Annotated in this window: 23 protein-coding genes; 5 read left to right on the top strand and 18 right to left on the bottom strand. The window is 55.8% G+C overall.

Annotated features, from left to right (window positions below):
- Positions 1 to 51 precede the first annotated feature (51 nt).
- The 4 genes from HB779_RS24245 (at position 52) to HB779_RS24230 (ending at position 3,629) form a co-directional block, all read left to right on the top strand.
- The gene (locus HB779_RS24245) at positions 52 to 1,146 is read left to right on the top strand and encodes a siderophore-interacting protein (protein ID WP_188346464.1); all 1,095 of its coding nucleotides are present in this window, start codon (positions 52 to 54) and stop codon (positions 1,144 to 1,146) included.
- A gap of 181 nt (positions 1,147 to 1,327) precedes the next feature.
- The gene (gene exbB / locus HB779_RS24240) at positions 1,328 to 2,305 is read left to right on the top strand and encodes a tonB-system energizer ExbB (protein WP_244642868.1); all 978 of its coding nucleotides are present in this window, start codon (positions 1,328 to 1,330) and stop codon (positions 2,303 to 2,305) included.
- A gap of 11 nt (positions 2,306 to 2,316) precedes the next feature.
- Entirely contained in the window at positions 2,317 to 2,790 is a 474-nt protein-coding gene (gene exbD / locus HB779_RS24235; RefSeq protein WP_188346463.1) for a TonB system transport protein ExbD, read from the top strand.
- Positions 2,790 to 3,629 carry a TonB family protein gene (locus tag HB779_RS24230; protein WP_188346462.1) on the top strand — a complete coding sequence of 280 codons (840 nt, stop codon included), beginning with the start codon at positions 2,790 to 2,792 and terminating at the stop codon, positions 3,627 to 3,629. The genes exbD and HB779_RS24230 overlap by 1 nt, the downstream gene beginning before the upstream one ends.
- 23 nt (positions 3,630 to 3,652) lie before the next feature.
- On the opposite strand, the gene HB779_RS24225 is transcribed toward HB779_RS24230, so the two are convergent.
- The 8 genes from HB779_RS24225 to HB779_RS24190 all read right to left on the bottom strand — a co-directional run bounded on the left by HB779_RS24225 (position 3,653) and on the right by HB779_RS24190 (position 10,580).
- Positions 3,653 to 4,081: a type II toxin-antitoxin system VapC family toxin gene (locus HB779_RS24225; protein WP_188346461.1), complete on the bottom strand. Its 429-nt coding sequence runs from the start codon at positions 4,079 to 4,081 to the stop codon at positions 3,653 to 3,655.
- A complete protein-coding gene (locus tag HB779_RS24220) occupies positions 4,081 to 4,320 on the bottom strand; it encodes a hypothetical protein (RefSeq protein WP_188346460.1) in 240 nt (79 codons plus the stop codon). Before HB779_RS24220 ends, HB779_RS24225 begins: the two co-directional genes overlap by 1 nt.
- A 61-nt stretch (positions 4,321 to 4,381) precedes the next feature.
- On the bottom strand, positions 4,382 to 5,974 hold the full coding sequence (locus HB779_RS24215; protein WP_188346459.1) for a GMC family oxidoreductase: 1,593 nt from the start codon (positions 5,972 to 5,974) through the stop codon (positions 4,382 to 4,384).
- Position 5,975: 1 nt separating this feature from the next.
- On the bottom strand, positions 5,976 to 6,905 hold the full coding sequence (locus HB779_RS24210) for a branched-chain amino acid ABC transporter permease (RefSeq protein ID WP_371823979.1): 930 nt from the start codon (positions 6,903 to 6,905) through the stop codon (positions 5,976 to 5,978).
- Between the two features lie 55 nt (positions 6,906 to 6,960).
- Complete coding sequence (locus tag HB779_RS24205) at positions 6,961 to 7,848, bottom strand: branched-chain amino acid ABC transporter permease (protein WP_188346912.1); 888 nt, start codon at positions 7,846 to 7,848, stop codon at positions 6,961 to 6,963.
- Positions 7,845 to 8,555, bottom strand: coding sequence for an ABC transporter ATP-binding protein (locus tag HB779_RS24200; RefSeq protein WP_188346457.1), 711 nt, complete (start codon positions 8,553 to 8,555; stop codon positions 7,845 to 7,847). Before HB779_RS24200 ends, HB779_RS24205 begins: the two co-directional genes overlap by 4 nt.
- Positions 8,548 to 9,369, bottom strand: a complete 822-nt coding sequence (locus tag HB779_RS24195; RefSeq protein WP_244642866.1) for an ABC transporter ATP-binding protein — start codon at positions 9,367 to 9,369, stop codon at positions 8,548 to 8,550. Before HB779_RS24195 ends, HB779_RS24200 begins: the two co-directional genes overlap by 8 nt.
- 5 nt (positions 9,370 to 9,374) lie before the next feature.
- The gene (locus tag HB779_RS24190) at positions 9,375 to 10,580 is read right to left on the bottom strand and encodes an ABC transporter substrate-binding protein (RefSeq protein WP_188346456.1); all 1,206 of its coding nucleotides are present in this window, start codon (positions 10,578 to 10,580) and stop codon (positions 9,375 to 9,377) included.
- A 300-nt stretch (positions 10,581 to 10,880) separates the two neighbouring features.
- Between HB779_RS24190 and HB779_RS24185 the strand changes: the two genes are divergently transcribed.
- Positions 10,881 to 11,792: a LysR family transcriptional regulator gene (locus tag HB779_RS24185; protein WP_188346455.1), complete on the top strand. Its 912-nt coding sequence runs from the start codon at positions 10,881 to 10,883 to the stop codon at positions 11,790 to 11,792.
- Here the strand turns inward: HB779_RS24185 and HB779_RS24180 are convergent.
- From HB779_RS24180 to speB, 10 genes are all read right to left on the bottom strand, one after another.
- Positions 11,789 to 12,901, bottom strand: a complete 1,113-nt coding sequence (locus HB779_RS24180) for an FAD-binding oxidoreductase (RefSeq protein WP_188346454.1) — start codon at positions 12,899 to 12,901, stop codon at positions 11,789 to 11,791. The genes HB779_RS24185 and HB779_RS24180 overlap by 4 nt on opposite strands.
- Complete coding sequence (locus HB779_RS24175; protein WP_188346453.1) at positions 12,898 to 13,677, bottom strand: carbon-nitrogen hydrolase family protein; 780 nt, start codon at positions 13,675 to 13,677, stop codon at positions 12,898 to 12,900. The genes HB779_RS24180 and HB779_RS24175 overlap by 4 nt, the downstream gene beginning before the upstream one ends.
- The gene (locus HB779_RS24170; RefSeq protein WP_188346452.1) at positions 13,674 to 14,474 is read right to left on the bottom strand and encodes an ABC transporter permease; all 801 of its coding nucleotides are present in this window, start codon (positions 14,472 to 14,474) and stop codon (positions 13,674 to 13,676) included. The genes HB779_RS24175 and HB779_RS24170 overlap by 4 nt, the downstream gene beginning before the upstream one ends.
- Positions 14,471 to 15,325, bottom strand: coding sequence for an ABC transporter permease (locus HB779_RS24165; protein ID WP_188346451.1), 855 nt, complete (start codon positions 15,323 to 15,325; stop codon positions 14,471 to 14,473). The genes HB779_RS24170 and HB779_RS24165 overlap by 4 nt, the downstream gene beginning before the upstream one ends.
- The gene (locus tag HB779_RS24160) at positions 15,322 to 16,359 is read right to left on the bottom strand and encodes an ABC transporter ATP-binding protein (protein WP_188346450.1); all 1,038 of its coding nucleotides are present in this window, start codon (positions 16,357 to 16,359) and stop codon (positions 15,322 to 15,324) included. The genes HB779_RS24165 and HB779_RS24160 overlap by 4 nt, the downstream gene beginning before the upstream one ends.
- 129 nt (positions 16,360 to 16,488) lie before the next feature.
- Positions 16,489 to 17,577 (bottom strand): PotD/PotF family extracellular solute-binding protein, encoded by a 1,089-nt coding sequence (locus tag HB779_RS24155; protein WP_188346449.1) that lies wholly within the window; start codon positions 17,575 to 17,577, stop codon positions 16,489 to 16,491.
- Between the two features lie 72 nt (positions 17,578 to 17,649).
- Positions 17,650 to 18,297: an amino acid ABC transporter permease gene (locus HB779_RS24150; protein WP_188346448.1), complete on the bottom strand. Its 648-nt coding sequence runs from the start codon at positions 18,295 to 18,297 to the stop codon at positions 17,650 to 17,652.
- Positions 18,294 to 18,962, bottom strand: a complete 669-nt coding sequence (locus HB779_RS24145; protein WP_188346447.1) for an amino acid ABC transporter permease — start codon at positions 18,960 to 18,962, stop codon at positions 18,294 to 18,296. Before HB779_RS24145 ends, HB779_RS24150 begins: the two co-directional genes overlap by 4 nt.
- A 3-nt stretch (positions 18,963 to 18,965) precedes the next feature.
- Entirely contained in the window at positions 18,966 to 19,775 is an 810-nt protein-coding gene (locus tag HB779_RS24140) for a transporter substrate-binding domain-containing protein (protein WP_188346446.1), read from the bottom strand.
- A 75-nt stretch (positions 19,776 to 19,850) separates the two neighbouring features.
- Positions 19,851 to 20,915, bottom strand: coding sequence for an agmatinase (gene speB / locus HB779_RS24135; protein WP_188346445.1), 1,065 nt, complete (start codon positions 20,913 to 20,915; stop codon positions 19,851 to 19,853).
- Positions 20,916 to 20,982: the final 67 nt, after the last annotated feature.

Here is a 20,982-nt window from a genome sequence, read left to right as displayed (position 1 = left end):
TCTAAGAGTCTTAGGCTCATGCATCCGGTGAGAAATTGCCAGGAGAATGCCATGTCTGTCGTGCCTCATGTTCTGAGCAGCTCTGCTGCGGTTAAACTTCAGGCGCCGGTAGATATGCTCGACAAGCTTTGCGCGCTGTATGCCGAATATTCGCGAGTGGACCGTGATCCGCTGGAAGGCCGTATTGAAACACCTTACGGCAAGGCGCGGTTGCTGGTTGCGGGGGATGTGCTTTCCCTCGACGTTGAAGCGGATGATGAAACATCGCTCGCCTATGTCCGGATGATCCTCGCCGATAATATTCTTGATATTGCCGGTAGCGAGAAGCCGCATCTGTCATGGAATGGCGATGGGCTCTCGGGAACCACGCTGCCCTATTTCCGCGAGATGCGCGTGGTCTCCGCTCGTGACCTGACGCCGCATATGCGCCGCGTCACTTTGCGGGGCGATGATATTGCCCGGTTTGCAACGGGTGGCCTGCATATCCGGTTATTGTTTGCTCCAGAGGGAAGGGCACCGAAGTGGCCCAGCATGGGGCGGGATGGGCGTCCGGTCTGGCCGAATGGAGAGGATGCGTTGATTGCCCGGGTTTACACGATCCGCAACATCGATGTGGCGCACGGCGAAGTTGATATCGATATGGTTGTGCACCCCGGCGGCAACACACCCGGCGCGACATGGGCGCTGAATACCAAGCCTGGCGATATTGTCGGCATGACCGGCCCCGGTGGCGGCGGCGTGGAAGAAGCGCCGCAATATTTGCTTGTCGGTGATGAAACCGCGTTGCCCGCCATTGGACGAATTTTGGAAACGCTGCCTGCGCACGCCAAGGCAAAAGTCATTCTGGAAATAGACAGTCTGGCGGATCAGCAGGATTTCCCAACATCCGCGACTATAGATTACCGCTGGGAGTTTCGTAATGGAGCAGCGGCGGGAACGACCGGAAAGCTCGCTGAAATTGTTCGGGAACTTGATGCCGCAACATTGTCTCCCGACACGTTTGTCTGGGCCGGTTGTGAATTCAGCGACTTCAAGGCGATCCGCTCCTATCTGCGCAAAGAACGCAAACACGACCGCGAGAAACATCTGGTCGTCGCATACTGGCGTCGCGGCTTTGATGGCGACAATGCGCGCCGGGACGACTGAGTGTGAAATGTCTCCCGGTTAAAACAGGGGTTGCGGCAGTTAATAGTTGATTATTATACTCATAAATATTAAAGCCGCTCCATCCAGATAAAAGCGCCACTCCCAAGGTTCCATCGTCGCCGTGGCGACAGAAGTGAAAGATCGCAAGGCTATGCGCACAAGCAAATCAACGTTTCCGATAATGAACACCGTTGCAGCATATTTGCGGGTAGGCGCTCTTGGATCGGCGCTGCTGCTTCCTGGCCTTCTGTTGTCACCGGCTCTGGCTCAGGAGGCCGCTCCACAGCCAACTCAAGTGCAACCGGTTGCTCCTGTGCCTTCCGCACAAGTTGCCCCGATAACGCCAACACCCCAGACAATTCCGGCGACAGCGCCCATTGTACCCGCACCCGCACCTGCACAGCCTGCAGTTGCAGCGACACCGGCCTCTGGTGCGAAGCTGACTTTGCCGCACAATCTTTCACCATGGGGCATGTTCATGGCCGCCGACTGGGTGGTGAAAGGTGTAATGATCGGATTGGCTTTTGCGTCGCTCATCACCTGGACGGTCTGGCTCGCCAAGACGCTTGAGCTAGCCGGTGCACGTGTCCGCGCTTACCGCGCCCTCAATGCTATTGGCAATGCGCGCTCACTGCGTGATGCCGAGCAGGCTCTGGAGGGACGTGGCGGACCGGGTGCGCAGCTCGTTAATGCAGCACGTGAAGAAGTTCGCATGTCACATGAAGCGCAGCCCTATGCGGGCGCGGACGGATTGAAGGAGCGTGTGGCTTCGCGCCTTTCGCGTATCGAGGCGCAGGCCGGCCGTCGCATGAGCCGTGGAACGGGCGTGCTAGCAACCATCGGATCGACTGCACCGTTTGTCGGTTTGTTTGGCACCGTATGGGGCATCATGAATTCCTTCATCGGCATTTCGGAATCTCAGACAACCAACCTCGCTATCGTCGCACCGGGCATTGCTGAAGCGCTGCTGGCAACAGCCATTGGTCTCGTTGCAGCGATCCCCGCCGTCGTGATCTACAATGTCTTTGCCCGTTCCATCACTGGTTATCGGCAGCTTTTGGCAGATGCATCTGCCGGGGTTGAACGGCTTGTCAGCCGCGATGTCGATTATGCCCTCGTGCCGGTGGCTCATCAGCCACGGGCCGCAGCTGCAGAATAGGGGTAGCGATTATGGCTGGCGGCATCAGGCACAACGCATCCGACGATGATCTGCAGGAAAACCATGAAATCAACGTGACGCCTTTTATCGATGTCATGCTGGTTTTGCTGATCATCTTCATGGTGGCTGCCCCGCTGGCAACCGTCGATATCAATGTCGATTTGCCTGCATCAACGGCGCCACCGGCTACACGCCCTGAAACGCCGCTTTTTCTCACGTTGAAGGAAAATCACACGATTGCCATTGTCAATGACACGGTGACCAAGGAAACGATTGGCGCCTTTCTTGATCAGAAGACACAGGGCGACAAGGAAACCCGCGTTTTCCTGCGTGCAGACCGTGCCGTCGATTACGGCGCGCTGATGGATTTGATGAACACTCTGCGTGACAATGGCTATCTGAAGATTGCGCTGGTTGGTTTGGAGAGCGCTCCCGCCGCGCCGCGCGCTGCCCCTGCCGCTCAGCCAGTTGGAAGCGCGCAATAATGCCTGTCAGACCAATCGCTCCAAGGGTAGGACAGTTCAAACTGAGCTGGCGCGAAGTTGGCCTCTGGTCGGCTGCCGGGCTTGTGATGATTGGCGTTCATGCCGGGGCGGGATGGTACGGTTTCAATTATCAAGCCGATGCATCCGATGGCGAAGTTGCCGCCGCGGTGATGATCGATATGGAGCCATTGCCTGCGCCTGTCGTGCCGGAAGCCGTTGCGGAAACACCACCCGTCGAGCCTGAGAAAGTGACACCGGAACCTGTTCAGGAAGCCATGGCTCCCGAGATTCAGCCTGAAAAGCCGCTGGAGCCCGTCGAAGAGCCTGTACCTGAAGAACAGGCTATTCCGGAAGAAATTCAGCCGGAAAAAGTTGTCGAATTACCAAAGGTGGAGGTGCCTCTCCCGGTTGTACGACCCGAACAGAAGAACCCGGATCAGCCCAAGAAGGATGTTCCCAAGAAGGTTGTCCGTAAACCGGTCAAACCACAGGTTGCCACTGTGAAAGCTGAAGCGGTTCAGGAAGCAAAATCGCAGCCAAGTGTTTCCCGATCGGCCTCTGCTGCGGAGGCACAGCAATGGAATTCTAAGTTGAACCGGCATTTGGCGCGTTACAAAAGAACTGTAAAAATTGATGCACGGGGTAATATCAAACTTTCAGTTCGTCTCTTAATCGGTGCCGATGGAACCGTTCAATCTGCGACCATTGGGCAATCTTCTGGGAACGCTGAATATGATCAGGCGGCTATCGCAATGGTGCAGAGAGCTTCTCCTCTACCTGCGCCGCCTGAAGGAATAGGCAAAGGCGCTCAGTTAAAAATCCTGCCGTTCAGTTTTTAGAGCATGATCCCTCGCAGACGAAACTAGTCAATTTCGTCGAGTGATACACAACGTGCGGCCAGCTCTTTTGTTGCCTTATGATTGATGACCCGAAGCAGTCTTTCATCCGCAGTGACAAACCGACATTTTTGATGCTGGGCAAGCGCAATGTAGATGCAATCATAAGCAGGGTGGCCGAGTAAAATGGCCAGCATCGTCGCTTGCTCCATGAGCCCGCGCATGCCAATCAGTTCAATGTCCGCGCGCTGGAGCAAACGGGCGCCAAGATTTGCTTCATCCGCTACAAGCTCATTTCGCTGTACTTTCTTCCAAAGAATATTTGCGCATTCAGCAACGAGCAGTTCCGGAGCAGCAAATCTGTAACGGCCACGCAGTTTGAGTGCCTGATCCGTTCCATCTTCCTCAACGACCCATTTGATAGCAATACTGGCATCGATAATCAGGGTCTCCATCAGCGCTCGTCACGCCCTTCGCGTAACAGCACTTCTGAAGCAGTTTGTTTCCGTTTCGCTGTAAGCTTACGCAGCTGCTCGGCAAGTTCATCGAACGATGAGTCGACCTCAGTTTCCAAGGCTTGGCGTAAAATTTCTCGATGTTCTGCCTCGGCTGATCGGCCATGTCTGGCTGCCCGAAGCTTGAGTTTTATAATCAGATCGTCGTCAAGATTTCTGACGTGCAGGTTTCCGGCCATTTATGCCTCCATTGATCTCAATGATAGCAAAGAGATCACATAGGCTCAAGCACGAAGAAATTCAAACCTGCTCAATCATCTCCGCCGCTTTCTCTGCGATCATGATGGTTGGTGAGTTGGTATTGCCTGATGTGATCGATGGCATGATGGAAGCGTCGGCAACACGCAATCCTTTGATGCCCCGTACCCGCAATTGCGGATCGACAACCGACTCTGCATCAGCGCCCATGCGACAGGTGCCGACCGGATGAAAAATCGTCGTGCCGATGGCACCGGCAGCTTCGATCAACTCGGCTTCACTTTCGTATTGCGGGCCGGGTTTGAACTCTTCCGGCTTGTAACGCTGCAATGGCTTCTGAGCGATGATATTGCGGGTGATGCGGATCGAGTCGGCGGCTACACGCCGATCCGCTTCCGTCGTCAGATAGTTTGGTCTGATGGCAGGATGCGCGCGGTGATCCGGCGATTTGACATGCACAGAGCCCCGGCTCTCGGGGCGAAGATTGCAGACACTTGCGGTAAAGGCCGGGAAGGGATGGACGTTCTCGCCGAACTTTTCCAGCGAGAGCGGCTGCACATGATATTGCAGATTGGCGGTCGCGAAAGACGGATCCGAGCGTGTAAATACCCCCAGTTGACTGGGTGCCATCGACATGGGGCCAGACTGGTTGAACAGATATTCCAGTGCGATGGACGCCTTGCCGAGCAGACGGTTGGCTTTTTCGTTGAGGGTAGGAATGCCCGAGACCTTATAAGCACAGCGCAATTGCAAATGGTCCTGCAGATTTTCCCCAACGGAGCGGCGTTCGAGCACCGGCCTAATCCCGGCGCTCTGCAAAACATCGCCACGGCCAATACCGGAAAGTTCGAGAATCTGCGGTGAGCCAATGGCACCCGCAGCAAGAATGACTTCACGTCGGCATTGGACTGTGCGGATAGTGCCGGCCTGCTCAATTTCGACACCGGTGACTCTCAAATTATCGAGGATAAGCCTGCGCACATGGGCGCCCGTCTCAACTGTCAGATTGGATCGTTTCAGCGCCGGACGCAGAAAAGCTTTTGCCGTATTCCAGCGAATGCCACGCTTCTGGTTCACCTTGAAATAGGAACTGCCTTCATTGTCGCCGCGATTGAAATCATCGGTACGCGGGATGCCTGCTGCTTCCGCCGCGTCGCGGAAAGCATCGAGAATATCCCAATGCAGGCGGGCTTCTTCCACGCGCCATTCACCGCCTGATCCGTGAAATTCGCTTTTGCCCTGATAATAATCTTCTGACTTTTTGAAATAGGGCAGCACGTCGTCCCAGCCCCAGCCGGTGCAGCCATCTTGGCGCCAGAGGTCATAGTCGCGGGCCTGCCCGCGCATATAGATCATGCCATTGATTGAAGAGCAGCCACCCAGCACCTTGCCACGCGGATAATTCAGAATACGGCCATTCAAACCGGGCTCGGCCTCGGTGGAAAAGCACCAGTCGGTGCGCGGGTTGGAGATGCAATAGAGATAGCCGACCGGGATATGGATCCATGGATAGTTGTCCTTTCCGCCAGCTTCGAGCAGAAGCACGGAAACGTTCCTGTCCTCAGACAGGCGGTTGGCCAATGTGCAGCCAGCCGTGCCAGCGCCGACGATAATGTAATCGTAGCTGTCTGCCATGTCAGTGCCCGGAATTGCTCTCGAGTTTCTTGCCAAAACGTGAGGCGTAGAGTTCACCGATAACGCCGCGGCGGAACACTAGAACGCAGACCATGAAGGTGATGCCCGTGACCACTGTGACCGGGAATTCAGACGTGGCGAGATAGTTTTCCAGCGCGGAAATGAACCCGGCACCGATGATCGGCCCAACCAGAGTGCCGATGCCGCCGAGCAGGGTCATCAGGACAACTTCACCCGACATTTGCCAGCTGACATCGGTCAGGGTGGCGAACTGGAAGACGATGGCTTTCAGGCCGCCAGCCAAGCCGGTCAGCGCAGCAGACATGACAAAGGCCGCCAGTTTGTAGCGTGCCACCGAATAGCCAAGCGAGATTGCGCGGTTCTCATTCTCGCGGACGGATTTCAGGATCATGCCAAAGGGTGAATTGATAATGCGCCAGATGATGAACACGCCGATCAGAAACACGGCGAGAACGAAGAAGTACATGTTGAGTGGATCATTCAGATCGATGAAACCGAGAAGCTTGCCGCGCGGTACGCCCTGAATGCCATCTTCACCCTTAGTGAAAGAGGCCTGCAGGCAGAAGAAGAAAAACATCTGGGATAGGGCAAGCGTGATCATCGTCGAATAGATGCCCTGACGGCGGATGGCGAAGAAGCCAATGATCAACCCAAGCACTGCGGCGCCAAAGACGCCGAGCAAAATACCAAGCTCCGGCGGAAAGCCCCATTCCTTGACAGAATGTGCGGTGAAGTAGGCGGCACCGCCGAAGAATGCCGCATGACCGAAGGAAAGGATTCCCGTGTAGCCAAGCAGAAGGTTGAAAGCGCAGGCAAACAGCGCAAAGCACAAAACCTTCATCAGGAAGACCGGATAGAAATGGAAGGGCGCCAGGATCAGTGCGGCAACACCGATCAGGATCAGCACCATCTCCAGCGTGAAGAACTTGCTCTTTTGCACGGAAGCAACAGTTGTATCGGTCATCTCAGACCTCCCTTCCGAACAGGCCTGCTGGACGGACAAGCAGCACAATCGCCATGATGACGAAGATCACGATATTGGAAGCCTCCGGATAGAACACCTTGGTCAGGCCTTCGAAAATCCCGAGCATATAGCCTGTCACGATAGCGCCAAGAATGGATCCCATACCGCCGACAACGACAACGGCGAACACCACAATGATGAGATTTGACCCCATCAAGGGGCTCACCTGATAAATGGGGGCAGCCATGATCCCGGCGAGCCCGGCAAGCCCTGCACCGAGACCATAGGTGAAGGTCAGAAGCAGCGGGACATTGATGCCGAAGGCGCGGACAAGCGTGGGGTTCTCTGTGGCTGCACGCAGATAGGAACCGAGCCGGGTTTTTTCGATGAGAAGCCATGTGCCAAGGCAAATGACAAGCGATGCAAGGACAACCCAGGCGCGGTATTTCGGCAGGAACATGAAGCCGAGATTATATCCGCCTGCTAGCGCGCTTGGCACCGCATAAGGCTGTCCCGCCGCGCCGTAGTAATAACGGAATGTGCCCTCGATCACGAGTGCCAGCCCGAATGTGAAAAGCAGGCCATAGAGGTGATCGAGGTTATAGAGACGCGACAGTGCCACGCGCTCGACAATAGCGCCGGCGATGCCGACCACGATGGGCGCAAGGATCAGCGCAGGCCAATAGCCGATGCCAAGTTGTGCAAGCAGCAGATAGCCGATGAAGGCGCCCAGCATATATTGGGCGCCATGGGCGAAGTTGATCACACGCAACAGTCCGAAGATGATGGCAAGACCAAGACTGAGCATGGCGTAGAACGAGCCGTTGATCAGCCCGATCAACAACTGTCCGAACAGAGCTTGCATGGGTATTCCGAAAATCATGGTCAGACCCCCAGCGCTTCGTTGAGCATGGCCATGCGGTCAGGCAGCTCCTTGACATGAAAATTGTCGATGACCTTGCCGTGATCCACCACGTAAAAACGATCAGCAACCTTGCTGGCAAAGCGAAAATTCTGTTCAACCAGCAGAATGGTCATGCCCCGCTGTTTCAGCGTGACGAGCACTTCGCCGATACGCTGGACAATAACCGGGGCAAGTCCTTCGGTTGGCTCATCCAGCAACAGAAGCTTGACGCCAGTGCGCAGAATGCGGGCAATCGCCAGCATCTGCTGTTCACCGCCCGACAGCTTTGTACCCGGGCTGTTGCGGCGTTCTTTCAGATTGGGAAACAGCTCATAAATTTCGGCAATCGTCATGCCGCCTTTGGCAACGATTGGGGGCAGATTAAGGTTTTCATCGACGGAAAGTGTCGCGAAGATGCCGCGCTCTTCCGGCACGAAACCAATCCCGGCATGGGCGGTGCGATGCAGTGGCACCCGCATCATGTCCTTGCCGTTGAAGTTGATGCTGCCTGTGCGCTTGCGGATGATGCCCATGATCGAGCGCAAGGTTGTCGTCTTGCCGACACCGTTGCGGCCAAGAAGCGTAACCGTTTCGCCTTCGTGGATATCGAGATTGACGCCGTGCAGCGCATGGCCTTCGCCATACCAGGCATGCAGATCGCGGACACTGAGGAGGGGTTTCGGATCACTCATGGTCGGTCCCCATGTATGCCACGCGCACGCGCTCATCATTGCTGACGGTCTGATAGTCTCCGGAAATGAGGATTTCACCCCGTTGCAACACGGTGACCTGATCGCAGAGATCAGCGACAACTTTCAAATTATGTTCGACCATCAGGATCGCCCGGTCACGCGCAACTTCACGGATGATGTCGGAAACGATGTGAACATCCTCATGGCCCATGCCAGCCATTGGTTCATCCAGCAACAGGACCTTCGGATCGAGTGCCAATGTGGTTGCGATTTCCAGCACACGCTTGCGGCCGTATGACAGATCGGCGGCAAGTTTATTGCGCGCATCGTGCAGGCCGACTGCGGTGATCAACTCCATGGCGCGGTCATTCAGCCGGTTCAGTGCGCTGGTAGGCAGCCAGAATTGGGTTGAAAGTCCGCTCGGCCGCTGCAAGGCGACGCGGACATTATCGAGTACGGTCAGATGCGGGAAGACTGCCGAAATCTGGAAAGAGCGCACAAGCCCCATACGCGCAACCTTGGCAGGATCTGTCCGGGTTATATCGTGATCCAGCAGGGTAATGGTGCCTGCCGTGGGTTGCAGAAATTTAGTCAGAAGATTGAAAACCGTGGTTTTTCCGGCCCCGTTCGGACCGATCAATGCATGCACCTGAGCATGGTTGACATCCAGATCCACATTGTTGACGGCAATGAAGCCGCCAAAGTCACGGCGCAATCCACGCGCCGATAGCACTACCCGGGATTCGATTTTATCGGCGTGACCGGGGAAGGACTGTCCTTCCCCGGCTGCCGCATTGTTCTGTGAAACCGTCATACGGGTTACTTGGCCAAATCGCAGCCGCTTTCGGCTGGTTTGATATAGGCTTCAGCACCGGGAACTGTCGCGAGGACCTTGTAATAGTCCCAAGGCTCCTTGCTTTCCGACGGCTTCTTGACTTCCATCAGATAGACATCGCTGAGCAGGCGGCCATTGGCGCCGACTTTGGCACCGCGGGCGAAGACATCATCGACCGGCATTTCATGCATGGCGGCGGCGACCTTTACGGTATCGTCAGTTCCAGCTTTCTGAATGGCCTTGAGATACTGTGTCACGCCGGAATAGGTGGCGGCCTGGATCATATTGGGCATGCGGCCGGTGCGTTTGAAGAATTTGCGGCCAAACTCGCGCGACTGGTCATCGCGGTCCCAATAGAAGCTTTCAGTCAGCGTCAGCCCCTGCGCGGCTTCAAGACCAAGGCCATGCACTTCGGAAAGTGTGAAAAGCAAAGCCGCCAGACGCTGGCCACCCGCCACGATGCCGAATTCGGCAGCCTGCTTGATGGCATTTGCCGTATCAAGACCGGCATTGGCAAGGCCGATCACCTTGGCGCCGGATGATTGTGCCTGCAGCAGGAAGGATGAATAATCGCTGGTTGCCAGGGGATGGCGAACGGAACCGACGATCTTGCCGCCCTTTGAAGTGACATATTTGCTTGTCTGTTCTTCGAGGGAATAACCGAAAGCATAGTCAGCGGTGAGGAAGAACCATGTATCGCCGCCCTGTTTCACCAGCGCACCGCCGGTTCCGACAGCCAAGGCATGGGTGTCAAAGGCCCAGTGGAAACCGTAGGGCGAGCACTGTTTGCCGGTGAGCTCTGCCGTGGCCGCACCGGTGACAAGATCGATCTTCTTCTTTTCTTTGGAGATACCCTGTACGGCGAGCGCGACAGAAGACGTGGTCAACTCCATGATCGAGTCGACTTGTTCTGTGTCGTACCACTGACGGGCTATATTGGAGGCGATATCAGGCTTGTTCTGATGATCGGCAGTGATGATCTCGATTGGCGCGTCCAGAACCTTGCCGCCAAAGTCTTCCGCAGCCATCTTCGCAGCTTCATAGGACCACTTCCCGCCATAATCCGCGTAGACGCCGGACTGATCGTTCAGAATGCCGATCTTGACCTTGCCATCGGAGATTTCTGCACTTGCCGCAGGCATGACTGTTGCGGCCATCAGGGCTGCAGTTGCAATAGCGAGTAGTTTCATCCGGTTCTCCTCCCAAAGAATGCCGCTCACAGGATCATCGTATGATGGCCGTCGCGGACTTGCTCGTCTCGATTGAAAATGACCCAAAGCCGTGACGCAGATATGTCTGCATCCCAGGGTATTATTCTCCTCCTCAGTCCGGTCAGCCATTCTTCCTGCCGGATATTTCTTGCCCCTATGATTGTCCCGTTTCTTCCCGTGGGCAACCATCCTGTTGAAAAAACTGTAGCATTGACAAATAAGTACACAAACACCTATTTTTGCACATAATAAGTACAAAAATGTACAGATGGAGTGGTTATGAGGCAATATACGTGGGATGATCTGCAATATTTTCTCGCGGTCGCCCGCACCGGTCAATTGACCACAGCCGCACGCCGCTTGCGTACAAACCACGTCACGGTCTCCCGGCGCATTGACCGGCTGGAGGAAGCGCTTGCCGCACGCCTGTTTGAACGCAATCCGCGCGGCTACATCCTGACAGCGCTGGGCGAAAAACTGATTGAGTCAGCTGAAATCATGGAGCGCGAAGCGGAGCGGTTTCAGAACGAAGCATCAGGCGGAACGATCTCCCTGAGCGGTGTCGTGCGGCTGAGCATTCTGGAGGGCATTGCCAATTTCTTTCTGGCAGACCGGCTCCCGCTTATGGCACAGGCCTATCCCAGTCTTTCCGTTGAAATGGTAACAATCCAGCAGATCGTATCCTTGTCGCGCCGTGAAGCGGATCTCTCGATCACTTTGAATGCCACACGGACAGGGCCGTACCATCAGGAAAAGCTGATGCCCTATCGCCTGTTCATTTATGGCGCGAAGGATTATCTGGCGCGTCATCCGCCAATCCGGCAGAGATCTGATCTCTCCGCGCATCGGTTCATCGGCTATATCGAAGATATGATTTTTACGCCGGGGCTCGATTATATGCGCGAGATCCTGCCGGGCTTGCGCGCCTCCTATCAGAGCTCCAGCATTTTTGCCCAGCTGAGTGCAGGCCGGTCGGGTTTTGGACTATGCATCCTCCCGTATTTTATTGCCTGCAACTATCCGGAACTCGTCCCCGTGCTGCCTAAGGAGATGCATCTCAACCGCGATTACTGGCTGATCTGCCATGAGGATATCGTCAACACCCCGCGCATCCGGGTCCTCAGCAATTTCATCAAATCGGAGCTGGAAGGCCAGACAGCCATATTCGGCGGCTATCCGCTGCTGGACTAATGGAAGCGCTTTGGAGAAAGCCGGGATTCGATCTTGGCAAGCGCATCAGGCAATGATTGCTGGCGGATTAATGTGGCCGCAAATTGCGACAGGGCAGGGGCCGTCTGAATGCCATATCCGCCCTGTCCGGCCAGCCAGAAAAATCCTTCGAGTTCGCTGTCAAATCCGGCAACAGGCGTGCGGTCCGGCGCGAAAGTGCGCAGGCCAGCCCAACTGCGTTCAACCCGGTTGACCGGCACAGTGACGGCCTGTTCATAGCGGTAGAGACCCTCGGCAAGGATCATGTCATCCACATAGGCATCGTGCGGTTCGACCGGTGTTTCATCGCAGGGCGAAACAAAAATCCGGCCACCATCCGGCTTTAGATACCAACCCTGATTGGCGTCATCGAGAAGCGGCCAGCCCCTGGTGTCATATCCTTCCGGCGCTGGTAATACAGCTATGGTCCGTCGCATGGGTGTCAGGCCCACTGGTGTACCACCAAAAATCACGGCCAGGACATCAGCCCAGGCACCTGATGCATTCACAACAGTTTTCGCACGGAACGTCTGGCCCGGTGTTTCAACCAGCCATGTGCCATTCTCGCGCGTGGCACGGATCACCTCTGCCTTGGTGTGGAGCTGTGCACCCAGACCTGTTGCTTTGCGCAGCCAGCCCTGATGCAGGGCGTTGACGTCGATATCCTGCGCTTCGGCCTGAAAGCAGGCTGCCTTGATATAATCGCGGTTGAGGATCGGTATCATCTTCAAAGCGCGATCGACATCGACTTCTTCAACATTGACGCCGTTCTTGAGCAGCTCTTCCACATGCGCAATGCCGCTGTCATCGGCGACAGTCAGCGATCCGCGGGGGGTAAGAAGCGGCTCGGGAAAGAGCTTCGTGTCGCGCTGCTTGAACATTGGCGCGCTGGCATAGTTTAGTGCGCGAATGACATCATTGCCGTAGTTCGGCAGGAAGATTGCCGCTGAGCGTCCGGTAGAGTGATAGGCTGGCTGGCTCTCACGTTCGAGAATGATGACTTTGTGGGTGCTGGCAAGTTCCGCAGCTGCACCGACACCGGCAATACCCGCGCCGATGATGAGAACGTCCGTTTCAATCGTATCGGTCATGTGCGTTTCAGGTCTTTCAGGTAAGGATTGTTGTCGATTGACGCAGCGAAGATGTGCCGGTCGATATCCGCGAACAGCAAGTGTTCTTTGCTGTCGTCGCTTGCAGCAATCAGGCTGCCATCGGGCGCGGCGATACGCGAGAGCCCGGCAAAGACAAAACGCTCGTCCTTGCGGGCATGATTGACATAGGCAACGAATATCTGGTTCTCGAATGCCCGCACCTGGATCATATAGGCAGCAATGAAATCACCCGAGGGCCCTGCAGGTAGCGCCGTTGGCACCACGATTATCTGGGCACCCGCAAGTGCGAGGCGCCGGACATTTTCGGGGAATTCCACGTCATAACAGATCAGTATACCAAGCTTCAGTCCGGCGATCTGAACAATGCAATTGCCAGGCACTTCTGGCGTGAACAGGGCTCGTTCGTAGTCGCCATAGAGATGCGATTTGCGGTAGATGGCCGGAGCTGCGTCGCCGCAAACGAAAGCCGCACTGTTATAGACATGCTCGCGGTCACGCTCGGCAAAGCCCGCTACGATTGCAATCGCATTGGCTTTGGAAATGGCTTGCAATCGTTTGATCTGGCCGCCGTCGGCTCCCTCTGCAAGGCTGGCGATTTTATCACCGGCACCATAGCCGGTCAGAGCAAGTTCCGGTGCGATCAGGAGATCGGCACCGTCTTCTGCCGCGTCCTTTGCTGCCTGCTCAATGCGGGCAAGGTTTGCGGATACGTTACCGCAAATGGCCTGCATTTGAAGGGCTGCAATGCGCATCATTTGTCGTCCGCTGCCATGGCGCCGAGCAGTTTCGGCAGATCGCCGAACTTGGCGACAAGCGAGAAAATCACGGCGGCAGTTGCAACGAAGAGGATCGTTACAGAGGCCATTGTTGGCGTGTAACCATAACGCAGCGCGTTAAAGATTTTGATCGGCAATGTTTCCAGCGTGAAACCAACTGTCATATAGGCAACGATATATTCGTTGAGCGACAGTACGAAGGCAAAGGCATAGCCCGAGACCAGATAGGGTAGGATCAGCGGCAGGATAACCGTGCGAAAAATGGTGCGGTCACTTGCACCCATTGTGGCCGCCGCTTCGACAAAGGAGCGGTCAATCGCGGAAAATCCAAGTGACAGGGTGACAAGTGGCAAGGTGACAAAGAAGATCGCATGGCCGATCACCGCCGTCCAAGGCTGGCCGTAAAAGCCGGTTGTCGCCCAGAAAGTCAAAAGTCCCAGTGCCGTGATGACCGGTGGCAGCGTGAATGGCGCAATGCCAAGCACCTGAAAGATATTGGCCCAGGGTGCAATGCGCCGCCAAAGAAACCACGACAGCGGCAAAGCGATCAGCACGGCGAGCGCTGCTGACGTTGTTGCCAGAAGAACTGAGGCAACAAGCGCGCTGCGCCATTCCGGGTTGACGAAAATTTCGCTGTACCATGCCAGCGAGAATCCTTTTGGCGGAAAGGCAAGGGTCTGTTTCTCATTGACCGATACGCCCAAGACCACGATCAGCGGCAGCGCCAGAAAGAGCCCGATGGCGAAGAAGTAAAGCCGTCTGAGCCAGTTGGTCATGCTTTCTCTCCCTTGCGTCCGATGAGCAGTGTCAGTGCCACGAGACCGAGCGTCACAAGCACCAGAAACACTGCCATGGCCGCTGCAAACGGCATGTTGGACTGGTAGATCGCCTGATCGGTGATGAGGACGGAGAGTGTCCAGTGCTGTGGCCGGCCGAGAATCTGCGGCAGGAGATAGGAACCTAGCGCGAAGATGAAGACCATGATCAACGTCGCCATGATCGTATTGCGCAGTGCCGGAACCAGCACGTTGAAGAAGGCGCGCAGCGGCGACGAGCCGAGTGTACGCGCAGCTTCAACAAGTGTCGGATCAAGACGGACGATGGCCGGATAGAGCACGAGTACCGTATAGGGAAACGCCTGATAGACCATCCCTGTCAGGACAGCACCAAAGCTGGGTGAAAGCGCTACGGCCTGTTTCATCACTCCAAGCTCAACGAGGATGTTGGTAATCCCGGCTGTACGCGAGAACAAGGTCGACCAGGCAAAACCGATGATGACTTCCGACAGCGACAGCACCGAAAGCAAGGCAACAAGCCATACGACTTGCAAACGCCGCGCCATCTTGGACAAGAGGTAGGTAAAGGGCAGGGCAAGAACGACACAGCAGATGGCCACTGTGATTGCCAGCATCAGGGAGAAACCCAGAACGCCGCCAAAAAAGACGCTGAGAAAGCGTTCGTAATTGGAGAAGACGAATGCGGGCGTATAGAATCCGCCTTGCTGGCGCTGAAAGAAACTGACAGCGATCATAGTTCCAAAGGGCACGACGAAGAAGATCAGCAGCATCCCCGCCGGAAAGAACAGGGGGCCATAATCGGCAACGGATTGGGGCGGCTCGCGCTTCATTGTTTAAGTACCACGCAGACATCCGGAGCGAGCACGATTCCGACCTGCTGTCCGGCGATCACGTTGGGCCGAGCGCGCGGTGTCGACACGGCTACGATCTGCTTGCCACCGGCTTCGACAAAGGTTTCGATTGTGCCGCCAAGATCACGCACGAATGTGACGATGCCTGAGATCGCACCATTGCCCGGCGTTGTCAGATGTACATCTTCCGGGCGCACGGAAATTGTGGCTTTTTGCATGCCGCTTGGCAATGTCAGACCGGGAATCTTGTGGCCAAAAATCGTCGCATCGCCTGAACTGTCGGCGGATGTTTCGATGAGATTGGTCGAGCCGATGAAATCCGCAACAAAAGTGTCGGCGGGTTTCCGGTAAATCTCGATTGGTGACGCGGCCTGACGGATATGTCCGCCGTTCATGACCACCACCGTATCGGCCATGGTCATCGCTTCCCGCTGGTCGTGCGTGACAACGATGGTTGTAATACCCAGCTTCTGCTGCAACTGGCGTAGTTCCACCTGCATCGCCTCGCGCAGCTTGGCGTCGAGTGCGGAAAGCGGTTCATCCAGCAGGAAAAGCTTGGGCGAAAGCGCAAGGGCGCGGGCAATAGCAACGCGCTGGCGCTGGCCTCCGGATAGTTTCGAAACGGGCCTGTCGCCATAGCCGGACAGATGAATCAGAGAGAGCAGGTCATCCACCCGCTTCTTCTGGTCTTCACGGGACTTGCCGCGAATGCGCAGGGGATAGGCGATGTTCTCGCCAACACTCAGATGCGGGAAGAGGGCCAGCGACTGAAACACCATGCCGAGATTGCGTTTATGGGTGGGTACTTTGGTAATATCCTCGCCATCCAGCAGAATGGCGCCGCCTGTCGGATCATCCAGTCCGGCAATCATACGCAGCAGGGTAGTCTTGCCGCAGCCTGACGGTCCAAGCATGCACACGAACGTTCCATGCGGTACGGAGAGCTGCACGTTCTCCACGGCAGTGAATGAACCAAATTGCTTGGTTACATTGTTCAAGACCAGTCCGGACATTCAGCCCCCGTTTAATTCTGAATAAGTGAAAACCCGGATCCGCAATATGCCGGGTTTCCCTGCAACAATCTCATACTATGCAACCGGCCCGCCAGTGATCAACCCTGGCAAGCCCGTTGCTGGTTTGGTTCAGCCGACGATCAGCTCTGTCCACTTCTGGTTGAGGAAGTCGGCCTTGGTCGTCAACAGATCATAGCGTGGCAGGATCGGTTCGATATCAGACGATACCGCCGCAAATTCCTTGTCGGTAAGATCCAGCAGTTCACGTTTGACTGTTGGTGCAGTGCCGACCTTGCGGGACAACGTTGCCTGAATGGCTGGCTGGCTCATATAGTCGATGAAGATATGGGCTTCATCCACTTTCTTGGATGCGCGTGACAGGGCCCAGCAACCGGAATCCTGAATGCCGCCTTCTTTCGGGAAGGTTGAGCGTACGGGATGTCCTTCGGACGCGGCCAGTCCGGTCACATCGTGATAATACTGACCCATCGGGATTTCGCCGGATTTCAGTGCCTGTTCAAACTGTGCTTCATCGCGATACCAAAGGCGGACATTCGGCTTGACCTCGGCCAGTTTGTCGAACGCCTTGAGCAGACCTTCTTCGGTATCAAGTGCATTGGTGCCGCCGAAAAATGTCTTGGCCGTCACTTCCAGGAGGAACGAGTTGGAAACAAGCGCAAGCAGACCGAGTTTGTCGGCATTTGCCGGGTCCCAAAGCGCCTGCCACGAGGTTGGTGCTTCCTTGTAAACGTCCGTGTTGGTTACAAGAGTGATGTACCACGCAACGGCACCAATACCGGCGACACGTCCATCCGGGTATTTGTTGATGAACCGGTCAATCAGGTTCTTCGAGTTTGGCAGCTTTGCCACATCCAATGGTGTCCACAATTCTGTCGACTGTCCCTTGATCATCGAGACCTGTGACATCATCGAAACGTCAGCCGGAGCAGCGCTTGCCTTGGCGGCCTGTTCAAGCTGCACCAGCCAGGCTTCACCGGTCGGCTCCGCGACAGACTCCACGGCGATACCTGTCGCTTTGGTAAATTCAGGGAAAATATTCTTGTCGAACGAATTTTTGAAGTAGCCGCCATAAACGCCGACCTTCAATGACTTGTCTTGTGCCCTCAGTACGGAAGGCATGGCGAGCATCGCGGTACCGAGCGCACCTGCGCCGAGCACGGCGCGGCGGCTAACGCCTTTCCTCAGAATTGTATCCATTGTCAAATCTCCTTTTCTATTGCCAGTTTTCTGGCTGATTCCCACTCTTTTTACCCAAGATCCACGCAAGCTCTAGCGCTGAGCAGCGCGAAGTTCCAGTTTCTTTGTATAGCGCGTGAGCGGATAGCACAGAACAAAATAGATCAGCGCGACCAGCCCGTAGACGGTGAAAGGTTCAAATGTTGCATTGTTGATGGCGTTCGAGGTTCTCACCAATTCTTCGAACCCGATAATGGACGTCAGTGCGGTGCTCTTGATCAACTGAACCAGAAACCCGACCGTGGGTGCCCTTGTGATTGCAAAGGCTTGAGGCAGAATGATCAGCCGCAGTTGCGCGACATAGTGCAAGCCCAGACTGCTTCCCGCGTCCCATTGTCCGCTTGGCAGGGATTGAACGCCGCCGCGCCAGATTTCGGCGAGGAAAGCACTGGCGCAAAGCGTCAACCCGAGAACTGCCGCGGTCCACGCCTCGATACGGAAACCAAGCAGCGGCAGGCCGAAGAACAGGAGAAACAGCTGCATCAGCAGTGGCGTGCCCTGAAACAGGCCAATGTAATATTCCGCACTGCGTCGCAGCCATTTGCGCTTGGATATCCGTGCCAGCAGGATAGCCACACCAAAAATAGCGCCACCAGCAAAGGCAACAATGGACAGCAGCACGGTCCAACGGGCTGCAAGTAGCAAATTGCGCGCGATGTCCCAGAAGGTGAATTCGATCATGCCATGCCTCCGGCAATCGACCGCCTGCCAGCCGTATAAAGCAGTTTGCGCAAAGCGATGCTGAGCCCGAGATAGACAAGGGTCACGACAAAATAGGTCTCGAAGGCGCGGAAAGTGCGCGCCTGCAACATATCGGCTTCATAGGTCAGTTCGCGGACGGCGATCTGCGAGACCACAGCAGATTCCAGCATCATAATGACGATCTGGCTGGTCAAGGCAGGGAAGATGACCTTCAATGCCTGCGGCAGGATGATCTTGATAAAGATTGTCCGGGGGCGCAGACCAAGCGCCTTGGCCGCTTCACTCTGGCCTTTCGGCACCGCGTCGAGACCAGCGCCGACGATTTCAGTACTATAGGCCGCCATGTTCAGGGTCATGGCGAGGATAGCGGCCGTTACCGGATCAAGGCGGATGCCAAAGCGCGGCAGGCCGAAGAAGATGAAAAACAGCTGTACCAGAAATGGCGTGTTGCGAATAAGCTCGACATAACCGGCAACGAGCTTGCGCAAGATCGCATGGCGGCTGCGGCGCCCGATGGCGCCGAAGATGCTGAGCAGTGTGCCAGCGATGGATGTCACGACGATCAGAAAAACCGTCATGACAGCACCGCTGGCGATCATGCCGATCGCACCATTCAGCCAACCGAAATCGAGCGCATAGCCCACTGATCAATCCTTGAGGTTTGCAGGATTGAGCGGTGTCTTGAGCCAGGCTTCCGAACTCTTGTTGAGGCTGCCGTCCGCCAGCATCTTAGCCACAGCATCATTGATAGCCTGCTTGAGGCGATCTTCTTTCTTGTTGAGAGCGATGTGCGAAGGAGATGTCAGCAACTGGAATTTCTGCTCGGGAGCCAGCGCTTCCTGACGCGAGAGAACCTGCGCACCGACGTCATTGCCGACGACCATAAGCTGGGTCTGGCCTGAGATGAACGCTTGGATAACCGAATTATAATTGTCGAAGCGCTTTACATCGGCCGAAGCTGGCGCAGCAGCTGTCAGCGACGTGTCTTCAAGTGTGCCGCGATTAACGGCAATGCTCTTGCCAGCCAGATCATCCTTATTTTTGATCTCCAGTGCCTTCGGACCAATGACCGCGATATAGTAAGGCGCATAAGCTGCGGCGAAGTCGATAACCTGTTCGCGTTCCTTGCTGTAGCCGACGCTCATCAGAAGATCGACGCGATGTTCGGTCAGGTAGGGAATGCGGTTTTGACCGGTCACGCTGACCGTTTTGAGCTTCACCTTCAACGAATCTGCAAGCGCTTGCGCCACGTCGATATCATAGCCCTTCAAGGTCATATCGGCGCTGGCCGAGGAGAAGGGCGGGAAATCGGCAAAGACGCCAACATTGAGCACGCCTGCCTTGGTGATGTCGTCAATGGCATCGGCGCGCGCGTCGCTTGTCATGAAGCCAATGCCTGCACTGCCCAACAGCAAGAGTGCAGCAAAGGTTGATTTGAGAGTGGTTTTCAATGTCATGTCGGTCCCCTGTTTATTTTTGTTGGCCGATGCGGACTGTTTTCGCCGCACCGTTATTTCCAGATATTAGAATTTCTAGCCATGTTGCGCTGTGATGAACGGGCTGAAGACCATGAGGCTGAGGATTTCGAATAGAACCTGCGCACCCGCATGGGCAGTGTTGGTGGTTGCATCATATTGTGGAGCAACCTCCACCACATCACCGCCGACGATATTCATGCCTTTGAGACCGCGGATCAGTTCCAGCACTTCACGGGTGGTCAGGCCGCCCACTTCAGGTGTGCCGGTGCCCGGTGCGAAGCTTGGATCAACGCTGTCAATATCGAAGGAGAGATAGGTGGGGCCGTCACCAATAATTTTGCGGGCTTTCTCGATGATGGCAGGCATGCCAAGGCCGGTGACTTCCTCCGCGTGAACGACAGTCATTCCGGATTCGTACGAGAACTCCCACAAATATTCCGCCGAGCCGCGTATGCCGATCTGGATCGTACGCGTCGGGTCAAGAACGCCGTCCAGCACCGCATTGCGGAACGGTCCGCCGTGATGGAACTTTGTCTGGTCGAACGCACCGCTCGTATCACAATGCGCGTCGATATGGATCAGGCCCACAGGGCGTTTCTTGCCGACTGCCTTCAGGATGGGATGGGTGATCGAATGATCGCCGCCAACGGTCAGCGGAACAACGCCCGCATCGACAATCTGGTTGAAACGGCGCTCGATATCATCGTGGCTCTGTTCAAGCCGGTAGCGGCTGGCGAACGGCACGTCGCCGATGTCCGCGACGCGCAGATCAAACACTGGGGCGCATTCAAGGACATGATTGTAAGGGCCTATCCGTTCGATGGTGCGCAGTGCGCGTGGGCCAAAGCGCGAACCCGGGCGATTGGTAACGCCGAGATCCATTGGCACGCCTACAATGGCAACCTGCAGATTGCCAAAATCCGGATTGACGGCATCAACCGGCATGTAAGGGGCTGTCAGGAAGGTTGGAACGCCCGCATAAGGTGCAAGCCGCGTGCCGCTCTTGGAGAAAATCTTGTCGGCCACTTTGCGGAATGTCGGATCGAAAATGTCGCCGCCATGGCTCTCGCCATATTTCGCGCGCAGATCATTCAGCTTCTTCTCATCCCATAATGTCATGACAATGTCCCGCTATGTGTAAAGCCGGGGAGGACGGTTGCGGGCGTGCCGAAGCCGGAACCATGAA

The sequence above is a fragment of the Phyllobacterium sp. 628 genome (assembly GCF_014189505.1).
Lineage (GTDB): Bacteria > Pseudomonadota > Alphaproteobacteria > Rhizobiales > Rhizobiaceae > Phyllobacterium.
This window is presented reverse-complemented; position numbering and strand designations above follow the sequence as displayed.